General features: G+C 66.0%; 10 protein-coding genes. 1 reads left to right on the top strand and 9 read right to left on the bottom strand.

What is annotated here, in order from left to right; all coding sequences use genetic code 11:
* Positions 1 to 114 precede the first annotated feature (114 nt).
* The 3 genes from G8E10_RS15925 to G8E10_RS15915 form a co-directional block, all read right to left on the bottom strand.
* Entirely contained in the window at positions 115 to 507 is a 393-nt protein-coding gene (locus tag G8E10_RS15925) for a VOC family protein (protein WP_110801420.1), read from the bottom strand.
* 180 nt (positions 508 to 687) lie between these two features.
* Positions 688 to 1,722, bottom strand: coding sequence for a serine hydrolase domain-containing protein (locus G8E10_RS15920; protein ID WP_110801421.1), 1,035 nt, complete (start codon positions 1,720 to 1,722; stop codon positions 688 to 690).
* Positions 1,723 to 1,850: 128 nt separating this feature from the next.
* Positions 1,851 to 2,330, bottom strand: a complete 480-nt coding sequence (locus G8E10_RS15915; RefSeq protein ID WP_110801422.1) for an Lrp/AsnC family transcriptional regulator — start codon at positions 2,328 to 2,330, stop codon at positions 1,851 to 1,853.
* Positions 2,331 to 2,389: 59 nt separating this feature from the next.
* Between G8E10_RS15915 and G8E10_RS15910 the strand changes: the two genes are divergently transcribed.
* Positions 2,390 to 3,355 (top strand): DMT family transporter, encoded by a 966-nt coding sequence (locus tag G8E10_RS15910; protein WP_245420118.1) that lies wholly within the window; start codon positions 2,390 to 2,392, stop codon positions 3,353 to 3,355.
* Between the two features lie 196 nt (positions 3,356 to 3,551).
* Here the strand turns inward: G8E10_RS15910 and G8E10_RS15905 are convergent, their stop codons facing one another.
* The 6 genes from G8E10_RS15905 to G8E10_RS15880 form a co-directional block, all read right to left on the bottom strand.
* Entirely contained in the window at positions 3,552 to 5,066 is a 1,515-nt protein-coding gene (locus G8E10_RS15905) for an aldehyde dehydrogenase family protein (protein WP_110801423.1), read from the bottom strand.
* Positions 5,063 to 5,560 carry a (2Fe-2S)-binding protein gene (locus tag G8E10_RS15900; RefSeq protein WP_110801424.1) on the bottom strand — a complete coding sequence of 166 codons (498 nt, stop codon included), beginning with the start codon at positions 5,558 to 5,560 and terminating at the stop codon, positions 5,063 to 5,065. The genes G8E10_RS15905 and G8E10_RS15900 overlap by 4 nt, the downstream gene beginning before the upstream one ends.
* Positions 5,557 to 8,736, bottom strand: a complete 3,180-nt coding sequence (locus G8E10_RS15895; protein ID WP_167129987.1) for a molybdopterin cofactor-binding domain-containing protein — start codon at positions 8,734 to 8,736, stop codon at positions 5,557 to 5,559. Before G8E10_RS15895 ends, G8E10_RS15900 begins: the two co-directional genes overlap by 4 nt.
* A gap of 2 nt (positions 8,737 to 8,738) precedes the next feature.
* On the bottom strand, positions 8,739 to 9,593 hold the full coding sequence (locus G8E10_RS15890; protein ID WP_110801425.1) for an aromatic ring-hydroxylating oxygenase subunit alpha: 855 nt from the start codon (positions 9,591 to 9,593) through the stop codon (positions 8,739 to 8,741).
* Positions 9,594 to 9,655: 62 nt separating this feature from the next.
* Positions 9,656 to 11,041, bottom strand: a complete 1,386-nt coding sequence (locus G8E10_RS15885) for an amidohydrolase family protein (protein WP_110801426.1) — start codon at positions 11,039 to 11,041, stop codon at positions 9,656 to 9,658.
* A gap of 41 nt (positions 11,042 to 11,082) precedes the next feature.
* Positions 11,083 to 12,648 (bottom strand): GMC family oxidoreductase, encoded by a 1,566-nt coding sequence (locus G8E10_RS15880; protein WP_110807758.1) that lies wholly within the window; start codon positions 12,646 to 12,648, stop codon positions 11,083 to 11,085.
* Positions 12,649 to 12,650 lie beyond the last annotated feature (2 nt).

The raw sequence follows: 12,650 nt of genomic DNA, 5'->3' as shown, positions 1-12,650 counted from the left end.
TGCGCTTTCGGGCGGCTAGACGATGATGCGCTTACGCCCCATGCCGGTAACACCGGGTAGCCTTCGAAACGACATGAAATCGATACCGCTTACGGTCTTTGCAAATCATGACCGTCACGGCGTCTCCAAAAGCATGGGCGTTTGTGGCTCACCGACCTCTATGGCGTGCCCGTCCGGATCATAAAAGCGGAACACACGTTGTCCCCATGCCTGCCTCTCGACGGGATGGATCAGCACGACGTGCGGTGCGATGGTTTCGAAGGCCGCATCGACATCCTCATGTTCGAAATACAACAGCATATTTCTATGCCCGTAGGATGCTTGCAAGGGAGCCGCCTGCCTCCAGATCGTCTGCTCCAATGAACGTCCCTCATGGATCGCAAAGCCCGTCTCGAAAAGCACGAAGTTTCCGAAATCCTGAACGATTTTCAGACCGAGGATAGATCGGTAGAATTCCTTCGAGCGCTGGATGTCGATGACGAACGGGATCGGATTGATAAACCGCATCCAATTTCTCTCCTGGAGCGCGCAACCCCTGCCATCACTCTTCCGAATTGTCGCGCCTGTGCAATTCAACAAAAATATTCAGCGACGTCAGTTGCTGCTTTAGCTGGTCCTCGGAAAACGTTACTGCCGTCCTTCCTCGATTCTTAGGGGGCGCTAGAGTAAGGGCGCAAGGATGTCGGATCACGACATTTCCAGGTTTGCGAGGACGATCTCGCGCCAGATACGGGTCGGTGTCATCCAGGCATCCCAGATATTGTAGCGCCCGCAGAAGACGACGGCCGCGAGATCGGCCTCCGGCATCAGCCACAGTCTCTGTCCGCCATTGCCGAAACCTGCGAACCAACGACGGTCCTCGCCGAGGGCCAGTGCCTCGCCGCAGAACCAGAGCCTGCCATAATGCAACCCGTCACCCGTCGGCACGATCGGGCGCAGGGAGCCATCGATCCAGCCTTCGGAGACGACGCGATGCCCCTCGAACAGACCCTTGCCAAGCACGAGGCGTCCGATCTTCAAGAGGTCGCGAGCGGTCAGACGCAGGCCGGAGGCCGCGGACGCGACACCGTCCTGTCCTGCCGACCATTCGAACACGGAAATGCCGAGCGGTTCGAACAGGGCCTCGCGCGCGAAATCCGGCAGGCTTTTGCCCGTTCCCTGTTCGATCAACGCGCCCACCAGCGCCACGCTGCCGCCGGAGTAGATCCACTGCGCTCCCGGTTCGGCGACGAAGGGTCGCTCGAGAACGTAACGGTAACGATCGGCAGCGTTTTCCATCCCGATCTCGCTGTTCTCCGGGTCCGTATAAGGGCGGCTCTCGTCCCATTCCATTCCGAGCGTCATGGTCAGCGCGTGTTCAACCGTCAGCTTTTGCCGCGTTGGATCGGTGGCGAGGTCTGCATATTGCTGAAATTGAGCAAGAAGCGGCGCAGCCGGCGCCGGTACGAGGCCGCGATCGAGCGCGATGCCGTAGAGAAGGCCGACCACGCTTTTCGTCACTGACCGGAGATCATGCAGCGTGTCGGGTTCGAAGGAGACGACCCCGAGCGGCTGCCCCCAGGTCTCGTCGATACCCTGATCATAGCGTTCTAGGACCGGCGTTCCGGCTCGCTCGACGACAACAGCATGCAGATGCGGCAGCAGACCGGAGGCCACGCCGGCGGCAAGTTTATCAGCGATATCAGGGTTCAGACCGGGGAGAGCAGTTGCGAAGGCGGACATGTTCTTTCCTCCGGAAAAAGGGCGGCTGCCATGAGTTTAGCAGGGGGACCATCTGCTGCAACAAGCCCACGGCTCATCCATCTCTAGAAATGCTGTTTTCGCCCGTCTGTTCGACGTTTGGACAGGTCCTACAACGGCGGCAGCCGGCGCTTGACCGACTGCCCCTTGATCACCGCCGTGCTGGTGACGGCATGGTCGGACAGGCCTTCCAGCACCGCATCCATCTCCTCGACGGAGCGCACGACCAGCCGTGCCAGAAACGGGTCCTCACCGGTGATCCGGTCGCATTCGACGATCTCCGGCGTTTCCTGAATGAGCTTTTCCACCAGATGCAGCTTGCCCGGCAGCGGCCGGATGCGCACCAGCGCACGGATCGCATAGCCGAGCGCCCGCGGATCGGTCTCCACGGTGAAGCCGGCGATGATGCCCGTCGCTTCCAGACGCCGAACCCGATCGGCAGTGCTCGGGGCCGACAGGCCGACCAAACGGCCAAGCTCGCTCATCGGCAACCGGCCTTGCGCGTCGAGCACCGTCAGCAGGCGCGCGTCGATGGCATCGAGGGGGGAATTTGTGGATCGAAGGGGTTCGGCGTCTTTTGCTTTCGTCATAGGTCGAAATTAGCGGTTTCACCTCCGATCCGCCATGGATTTCGGTGGATGATCCGACGATGCTGAACGCCTCTCTCTCCAAGGCTTATCCCATGATCATCGGCATCCTCTCAGGGCTCGCCACTTGCGCGCTCTGGGGCCTCACCTTCGTCGCCGCACGCGCGGTGGCGCCCTTTACCCCCATCGATCTCGCGGTTTCGCGCTACGGCCTGTTCGGCCTCGTCTCGCTCCTGCTGATGCTGCATCCCCGCTTCCGCCCGGTCGGGCTCGGTCTGCGGCACTGGTGCATTGGCCTTGCGCTCGGCGGGCTCGGCTATGTCGGGTATTTCGTCAGCGCGGCCTTCGCCGTCGGCCTTTCGGGACCGACCATTCCGCCCCTCGTCACCGGACTGATGCCGGTGATCCTGCCCTTGATCGCCAATCTCAGCGAGAAGGCCGTGGCCTGGCGCAGGCTGGCAGGCCCCCTGCTGCTGATCGCCGGCGGTATCGCCTTCGTCAATCTCGGCACATTCGCGGATGTGGCGTTGGAAGACCGGGGGAACCTTCTCGCTGGCACGGCCCTGTCCTTTGCAGCACTTGCCGTCTGGGTGGTCTATGGCCTTGCAAACTCCGCCATCATGCGCAGCGACGGAAACGCGCCCGACGGTCTCGCCTGGACGGGTCTTCAGGGCATCGGCGCGCTGATCGGCAGCATTCTTCTGCTTCCCTTCACATCGCTCGCCGCGCAGACAGCGTTCACGCTACCGCAGGTCGAGACATTCATCCTCTGGTCACTGCTGATGGGCCTTGCCGGATCCTGGCTGGCCACCGTGCTCTGGGTGGTCGCTGCGCGCCGCTTGCCTCTGTCGCTCGCCGCCCAGTTGATCGTCGCCGAAACGATTTTCGGTCTCGGCTACGGCTTCGTCTTCGAGGTGCGATGGCCGACAGTGACCGAGGCCGCCGGCGCGGGACTGCAGATCGCCGGCGTCTGTCTTGCTATCGCCGTCTTTACGTCCAGCAGCCGCAGTAGAGTGAAAGGGGCATAGATTGGCATTCCGCATCAGATTTGATCCTCGTCTCAGTCATCCTTCTCGCGGACATCTGAAAGGTGACGTTCCTGAAGGGATCAGACCCCTATCATCGGTATCTGCTGCCAAAATTGGAATTTCTTCGCAAACGACCCGCCATCAAATCGATAGCCACTCGAACCTGCCCTAAGGCCAAAGCTCCGGGCCGTTGGTATCACACCAGCGCGCACACCGTCTTCGTCTCGAGATAATTCTCCAGCCCCGGCGCGCCGTTTTCATAGCCCCAGCCGGATTGCTTGTGGCCGCCCTTGGGCAGTTCGGGGGAGAAATAGGAGTGGCAGTTGATCCAGACCGTGCCGGAACGGATGGCGGCCGACAGGCGGTGGGCGGTACTGAGGTCGGCGGTCCAGACGCTGGCGGCAAGGCCATAGGGCGTGTCGTTGGCGAAGGCGAGCGCCTCCCCCGCCTCGTCGAACGGTGTGACGGCGACGACGGGACCAAAAATTTCCTCGCGCATCAGGGCCATATCCTGGCGCACGCCGGTAACGACGGTCGGCGCATAGAAGGTCTGCTGCTCGCCGTCCTGCACCCCGCCTGCGACGATCTCCGCGCCGTCGGACACGCCTGCGCGAACATAGCGCGCGACCCGGTCGGCCTGTTTCCGGTTGACCAGCGGCCCGAGGTCGGTCTCGGGGTCGAGACCGTGGCCGAGACGCAGCCTGTCTGCCTCTCGCGCCAGCCCCTCGACCAACCGGTCGTAGACCGCACGGTGGGCATAGACGCGCGAGCCGGCGACACAGACCTGCCCGGCATTGGCGAAGATGCCGCGGGCGATGCCGGGAACGGCGAGATCCATGTCGGCGTCGGCCAAGACGATGGCTGGCGATTTGCCGCCCAGTTCCAGCGTCAGCTTTTTCAGATTGCCGCGCGCGGCCCCCACGATCAGCTTGCCGACCTCGGTCGAGCCGGTGAAGGCCACCTTGTCGACGTCCGGATGGGCAGCGAGCGCTGCGCCCGCGACTTCCCCGGAGCCGGTGACGATGTTGACGACGCCGGCCGGTAGTCCGGCCTCGATCATCAGTTCGCCGAGGCGAAGGGCGGTGAGCGAGGTTTCCTCGGCCGGCTTCAGCACCACGGTGCAACCGGCGGCAAGGGCCGGCGCCAGCTTCATCGCTGCCATCAGAAGCGGCGAATTCCACGGCGTGATGGCGGCCACCACGCCGATCGGCTCGCGCGTCGTATAGGCGAAGATCTTTTTGCCCGGCGGCTGATAGGCAATCGAGGTGGGAATGGTGGTACCGAGGATTTTCGTGGCAAAGCCCGCATAATAACGGAACTGTTCGGCCGAGGCCGGGATTTCGCCGAAGCGGCCGGTCTTCAGCGACTTGCCCTGGTCGAGCGTCTCGAGCTCCGCCAGCGCATCCGCATTCGCCTCGATACGGTCGGCGATGCGCCAGAGCAGTTTGGCGCGTGCCGACGGCGTCATGCCGCGCCAGGCGTCGCTTTCAAAGGCGGCTCTGGAGGCCGAGACGGCCGCGTCCACATCCGATGCATTCGCTTCGCTCAGTTCCGCCAGAGGCTCGCCGGTTGCGGGATCGTAGGTCGAAAACGTCGCGCCGCCGGAGGCCTCAACCCAGGCACCGCCGATCAGCAGGCGTTTGCGCGGTATCGACAGAAAGGCCTTGGCGCCCTCGCTTTCGGGCTTGAACGGGCGAAGGATGAGGGTCATGAGGGATCTCCGGTCTCGCTTGCTGCGCCGGGGCGCAGGCGGTTGGCGGCGGAAAGCGCGCCGCGCAGGATGGAATGATAGCCGGTGCAGCGACAGAGATTGCCCTCCAGCGCCGACAGGATCTCCGGCTCTCCCGCCTGCCGGTTGCTGAGGAACAGCACGGTCAGCGCCATCAGAAAGCCGGGCGCGCAATAGCCGCACTGGAAAGCGTTCTCCTCGATGAGCGCCGCCTTGACGATACGGGCGGTCTCGAAGGCGCCCAGCCCTTCCGGCGAGACGATGTCGGCACCCTCGATCTGCCAGGCCATGACGAGGCAGGCATTGACGGCCTGGCCGTTCATCATCACCGTGCAGGCGCCGCAGCGCCCGATGCCGCAGGCGACCTTGGTGGCCGTCTGGAGGTACTGATCGCGCAGGATCTCCGAGAGCCGCGTCTCGGCCGGTGTGGCGATGGACCGCATCTCGCCGTTGAGGCGGAAGGCGATGGCGCTCATACGCGTGCTCCGATCGCATCCAGAAGGCCTTCCGGGCAGAAGGGGACGGTCAGCGGCGTCTTGCAGGCGGTCTGGCCGATAGCCTTTCCGACGGCATTGGCGATGGCCGGGGTGATCGCGCCGATCCCGAGTTCGCCGGCACCGCGCGGGCCGAGACCGTCGCCGTCATCCAGCCCTTCCAGCGCGACGACTGACAGGCTGCGCGCCGTATCGCGGATGCCGGGCAGCATGTAGGTGTCGAGATTGGCGGTCACATAGGCACCGTCCAGCATCCGCGCGTCCTCGGTCAGCGTGAAGCCGAGCCCCTGGATCGCCCCGCCCTCCATCTGCCCGAGATAGGCTGCGACGTCGAGAACCGGGCCTGCGGCCGTGTGCTGGTGGATATCGAGGACGCGGACAGCGCCCGTGATCCGGCTCACCGCCACGCGCACGATGCAGGCGCCGAAGGCGAAGATGTAGCGGGCATTGCTGGCCGTGTACTCCGTCTTTGGAAAGTCGAAGGCGACCGTGACGGACGGCAGCGCCTCAGGGGCAAGCGCCTCGGCCAGGTCGCGAAAGCGCATCAGCAGCCGGCCGCTGTTGCTGCGCCGGTCGGCGATGCCACCGGGGGCCAGTTTCAGGCCGTCGGCGGGCCGGTCGAGCAGGCGGGCGGCGGCATCCGTCAGCCGGGCGGAAAACTCCGGGCCCGCCAGTTGCGCCGCCCGCCAGACGACATAACCGCCGCGCGAGGCGCTGGTCGAGCTGGAATCGGGGGCAAGCGCCGTGTCGCCGGTGACGGGCAGGATATCGTCGCGGCTGATGCCGAGCTCGGCGGACACGGCCGCCTGGACGGAGGTGAGCAGCCCCTGTCCCATCTCGTCCAGCCCGTAGGCCGCCTCGATCAGCCCGTCGGCGCGCAAGCGCAGGCGCCCGCCGGCCGGATCGGGCACCAGCGAGCCGAGCCCGTTGCCCTGATAGTTCAGCGCCATGCCCGTGCCGATCACCTCTTCGCCGTCGCCGGGCCCGGGATCGTCCCAGAGCGGGCTGGCGGCGGCGGCCTCCAGCATGTCCGCGAGGCGCTCCGACGGGGCAACGGTCTGGCCGAGAAAACCGGGTGAGCCTTGTGCGCGCAGGTTCCGTCGGCGGATTTCCACGGGCGTCAGGCCGCAGAGCTCCGCCAGCGCATCCATCTGGCATTCGATCGCATAGGTCATCTGGTTGGCGCCGAAACCGCGAAAGGCGCCGCAGACGCCGTTATTTGTATAGGCAAGCCGCCCGCGCGTCGAAACATGCGGGATGACGTAGGGGCCGGCCACGTGCTCGAGCGCGGTTTCCAGCACGCCGGGACCGAGCGAGGCATAGGCGCCGGCATCGGCGAGCAGGTCCACCTCCTGCGCGATCAGGCGCCCGGCGGCGTCGCATGCGGTGCGCATGCGGATGATCATCGGATGGCGCTTGATACCGGATATCACCGACTCGGCCCTCGAAAGCTGGAGGCGCACCGGCTTGCCGGATTTGATCGCCAGCAAGGCCAACGCCGGCTGCACCGTCAGCTCGTCCTTACCGCCGAAGGCGCCGCCGGTCGGGCTGGTGACGACGCGGATCGTTTCTTCCGGACGCCCGAGAATGCGCGCCAGCTGCAGCCGGTCGCGCGCGCCGTGCTGGCCGCCGACGAAGACGGCGAGCGATCCGTCCGGCTCGACACGCGCAAAGCCGCCTTCCGTTTCCATGAAACCATGCATCTGCCGCGAGGTCTCGTAGCGCCGCTCGACGACATGCGCCGCCGCCCCGAACCCGGCCGCGACGTCGCCGCGCGAAAAATGCAGGATCCGCTGCAGGTTGCCGCCCGCATGGATCGCCGGGGCTGCGTCCGACAGCGCTTCTTCGGAGTCGGTCACGATGGGCAAGTCTTCGTAGTCCACCCGGATCAGCGCGAGCGCCGCCTCCGCCGTGGCCGCATCGACGGCAGCGACAGCGGCCACGGGATCGCCGACATAGCGCACCTTGTTAAAGCAGAAGGCCGGCTGATCCTGCACCACGATGCCGAACGCATTCTCGCCGCGAATGTCGCGGTGCGTGACGACCGCCACGACGCCGGGCAGCGCCTCGGCCGCGCGGGTATCGATCGACAGGATGCGCGCATGCGGGCGACCGGCCCGCAGAATTCGGCCGACCAGCATGCCCGCCTCCCGCCGATCCGTCAGGTAGGACAGAGTTCCGGAAACCTTGGGCTCCATGTCGGGCCGGACATGCCAGTGATGCGGCTGGTCCGTCCGGGACAGTCGGATCTCCGTTGGCGTGCGCGGCATCTCCAGTTCTGCCGATCTCTGCGGCACGGGGCCCTCGGCCAGGCGGGATCGTCCGGCATCCCGCAAACCCTGCACCAGCGCATTGGCCGCAACCATCCGCCTGTACCGCCCCGACCGAAACGCATCGTCGGGCGCGTCGATCGCCGCGATCAGCGCGGAGCCCAGCGCCGGCCAATCGATCCCGGCGACATCCTGTCCTGTGAGCCGCCGCTCGATCTCATACAGCCTGCGCGGCACCACAATGCCGCCGCCGACCGCGAGGCGCGCCGCGACGATGGTGCCATCGTGGCAATCGAGACGGCCCGCGATACCGATGACGCTGGGGGTGAAGGCAGCGCGCAGGCCGATCTTGCGCTGCGTCCAGCGGCTCTGGGAATCCGGCACCGGCAGGTGCACCGCCTCCAGCACCTCGGCCGGGTCGGCCGGGCGTCGGAGCCAGCCGGAAAGGGGCTCGCGGAAGCGCCCGTCTCTGCCCGTTACCTCCAGCGTCGCGTCTAGCGCCAGCAGCGCCGGCAGGAGGCAACCGGTGCGGGCGACGATGTTGCCGCCGAGCGTGGCAAGATTGCGCACCGCAGGCCCGGCCACGGTGCGGGCGGCGGCTTGCAGCATCGGCAGGTGATGCGCCACACGCTCGCTGGAGCAGAGAAGGCCGAGCGACGACAACGCCCCGATCCGCAGGCCCGCCGCATCCCCCGTGATCCCCTTGAGGCCGGGAATGCGGCCGAGGTCGATCAGCCGTGTCGGCTTGGGCAAGCCGCGCGCCCATTCAAGTTGCAGCGCCGTGCCGCCGGCGACGAGACGCGCGTCGCCCTGAAGCAGGTCGAGCGCGTCCTGAACGCTGGCCGGGTGCAGGACCTCGAGGGAACCGGGGTGTGGGAGACCGGCCATCGTCACCCCGCCCCGGCAACTGTGCCGAAGCGCAGGCCCTTTTCCTTCAGCCAGCGGCGATAAGCGATGGAGGAGGAATCGGCGCGGGTCGGAATTTCCCGCCGGGGCTCCATCGGCAGGAGCAGCGGGCGCTGGTTCTCCACGATGATGCGGTCCTGCAGGAAAATCACCTGCTCGAAATGCAGGAGCGAGGTCTGGGTGGAGGCGGTATCCACCAGATACATGACCGGCTGTGCCCGGCAGAGATCCTCCTCAATCGGCTGTATGAACAGCGCGATGGCGTCGAGCCGGTCGGGGGCCGTCGGACAGACGCGGTAGAGCATCACCACGAAGGGCATCGGCACGCGGTAGGTCAGCTGCACGAAGCCACCCTCGCTTTCGGTCGCGGCGATCCGCGGCTGGAAGAAGGTGCAGTTGGTCGCCCACACCTCGTCCACGTCGCGGCGGATCTCGCTGAGGTAGCTAGGCACCTCCGTGTTCGGCTCGGCGCCCAGAATATCGGCATGGACGAAGGGGAAATGCGCCATGTCGAGAAAATTCTCCACCACCCGCAAGCCGGAGGCACGCATCGTCACCCAGCCGCAGGGCACGAACCGGCGATCGGTCTCCAGCGCCTCCGAAATGTCGAAGATGTCCCGGCGCGGCGCGCCGAGCGTCGTCCATACGCAACCGTATTTCTCCCGCACCGGCAGTGGCGGGCCGGCGGGGGCCTCGCGGACGGTGATGCCATCGGCGCCGCGCGACACGATGATGTCCTGCCCGAGCAGGCGGGTGAAAACGGGCGTGTCCTGGATCTCGGCCGCTGTTTCGACCGCATACCATTCATCGAGCGCTGCACTGTCGGTCGTCTTTGCCACCTGTCTCGCTCCATCGTCCCTTGCCGGTGTTCGGAATGCTCCGCGACCGGCGGCCGGTCCTGTCATTGCCCCGCTTTCGTCCACTGCGCCGTGCCTTCGCTGTTCTCTGCGAGCCATGCGGCCCGGCGGGCGAAATGGGGTGGAGCGAGGCGGTGGATGTCGGCGATGATGTGGTCGAGGTCGGCGGTTTTCAGCACACCGTCCTCGGCCAGGATCCGGCCGTCCACCATGGTCAGGCGGACATCGCTGCCACGCACGGCGTGGACCAGATTGTGCTGTAAGTTGAAGTAGGGACCATCGGAAAAGACCGGCGTCATGCGCGGCGTGTCGGTGCGCACCGCGATCAGGTCGGCGCGCTTGCCGGCTTCCAGCGATCCGATCTCGTGGTCGAGCCCAATGGCCCGCGCGCCCGTGATCGTCGCCATGCGCAGCACGACCCAACTGTCCATGGCGGCGGCGTCGAGGTCTTTCAGCTTGCCGAGGAGGGAGGTCACCTTCATCTCCTCGAACATGTCGAAATTGTTGTTCTCCTTCTCGCCATCCGTGCCGATGCCGACCGGCACGCCGGCGGCGAGCATATCGGCCACCAGCGCGATACCGCTTGCCAGCTTCATATTGCTCACCGGATTGTGGGCGACGGAGACGGTATGGTTGGAGATCAGGTCGATTTCCGACGCATCGAGCCAGACGCCGTGGGCGATCATGGTGCGCGGCGCCTCGAAGAAGCCGAGATCCTTCAGGGCGAACATCGGGCGCTTGCCATAACGCCTGTCGAATTCGGCAAGCTCGATCTGTGCCTCGCTGCAATGGGTGTGGAAACCGGTATCGTAGCGTTTTGCAAGGTCGATGACGCGCTGCTGGCCGGGTTCGTCCGCATAGAACAAATGCTCCAGCCCAACCCAGACATTGACGCGGCCGCCGGCCTTGCGGTGCCATGTCTGAAGCATAGCCTCGTTCATGTCGAGCGTGTCGAAATAGTCGTAATCCGGGTGTTCGCCGACATAGGGAACCGCCACCAGCCGGTTGCCGATGATCTCCGCCGCGCGCGCGCTGCCGTCCATGAAGCGCCACATGTCGACCACCGTCGTCGTGCCGCCGAGCACGGATTCCGCGTAGCAGAGAAAGGAGGCGGCCTCGGCTTCCTCCGGGCGCAGCATGCGGTGCATGGGGTTGATGTGCAGGGTCAGCCAGTCCCAGACCGGCAGATGCTCGGCGGTCCCGCGGAGAAACCCGGAATGGGCATGCGCATTGACGAGGCCGGGCATCAGCAGGCAGTTCGTCATCCTTTTCACCGGCACCTGTGCGTTGACGGCCGTCAACGTATCCACCGGCCCGACGGCCAGGATGCGGCCGTCCTCGATCAGCACGGCTCCACCCGCAATCACGCTGTTTGCGGCGTCCATGGTCAGGAGCGTATCGCCGGCGATGATCTGCTTGTCCGTTGCCATTCTCGGTCCCGTTCGGGTTGAGGGTCTGTCGGTCATGGGTCTCACGCCGCTCGCAGCAGAAAGTCGGCCGCGCGCTCGCCGATCATGGTGACCGGTGCATGGGTGTTACAGGTGGGAATGATCGGGATCACCGAGGCGTCCGCGATGGTCAGGCCCTCGACGCCGCGCACCCGCAGGCGGGCGTCCGTCACCGCCATCTCGCCCGCGCCCATCGCGCAGGTGCCGCAGACGTGGAAGAAGGTCGAGCAGGCATTGCGGATATAGGCGACGATCTCGCGGCGCGAAAGCCGGGGGGCCGGCGCGAGATGCCCGCCGAACCAGTCGGCATAGGCGCGGGTCTGCACGAGGTCCAACACAGTTTCCACGGAGATGATCAGCGCGTCGAGATCGGCCTGTTCGGCCAGGTAATTCGGCTGGATCTCCATCCGAGCGCCGGGCTCGGCACCGAGCAACCGCAGATGACCGATGCTTTTGGAGCGCATCAGGCCGCAGCCGATGGAGAAGACCTCGCCGGAGAGGTCGTGAAGCTCGCGGATGCGCGCCTCCGCGCCGTTGCCCTGGATCGGAAACGCATGAAGGTCCGCCTGCGGCAGGGCGGCCGACGACTTCCAGTTGATCATGGTCCCGCCGCCATTGCCGACGACCGGCCCCAGCGGTTGCCTCGCCCGGAACACGCAGGACTGTACCAGTGGATGATCCTGCAAATTGCGCCCGACGCCGGGCAGCGCGGCGAGGACATCCACGCCGAGCCAGTAGAGTTCTGCGGGATCGCCGATGCCCGATTGCATGAGGAGGCGCGGCGTATCGATGGCGCCGAGTGCGAGCACGACCTGCGTGGTGGCACGCGTCTCGCACAGGCGCCCTTCGACAAGATGCTTCACGCTGACGCAGTGGCGGTGCTCGAAGCCGAGACAGACCGCAAGCGACCCGGTCAGCACCGTCAGGCGCGGGTGCGCAAGGATCGGCCGGAGATAGCCCGTCGCCGAACTGCAGCGCTTGCCACCCGAAATGTTGAAATTGGCGATCGCCGCCCCTTCGTTATCAGGCCCGTTCGGATCGTCGATGACCGGAATGCCGAGCTCCGCCGCGCCGCCCAGCATGGCGTCGGCGACCGGATGGACAGGCGCGCCGCGCTCGATGCGCAGGGGGCCGCCGGCACCACGCAGCGCCGTCTCGCCGTCCTCCCAGTCCTCCGCGCGCTTGAAGAAGGGCAGCACGTCGGCAAAGGACCAGCCCTCGCATCCGGCCTCTTCCCAGGCGTCGTAGTCCATCGGATGGCCGCGATACCACATCATGGCATTGATCGACGAAGAGCCACCCAGCACCTTGCCGCGCGGAATGCCGATCGTGCGGCCGTTCACCCGTTCCGTCGGCGCATAATCGTAGCCCCAGTCGTAGGCGCTACGCCCGAGCGGCACCCAGGCGGCGGGATCGTCCAGCGCCGCGACATCGAGACCGGCCGGGCCGGCCTCGATCAGGAGCACGGTCGCGTCCGACCCCTCGACCAGCCGGCGCGCCACGGCACAGCCCCCCGAACCGGAGCCGACGACGATATAGTCGTAAGCCGGGGCAAGCGTTCGGACGGGCAGGATGGTCGGGTGCGCCATGG

This window comes from Ferranicluibacter rubi, from assembly GCF_011603255.1.
GTDB classification, from domain to species: domain Bacteria; phylum Pseudomonadota; class Alphaproteobacteria; order Rhizobiales; family Rhizobiaceae; genus Ferranicluibacter; species Ferranicluibacter rubi.
The sequence above is the reverse complement of the archived record's forward strand: the minus strand, read 5'-3'. Positions and strand labels throughout refer to the sequence as shown.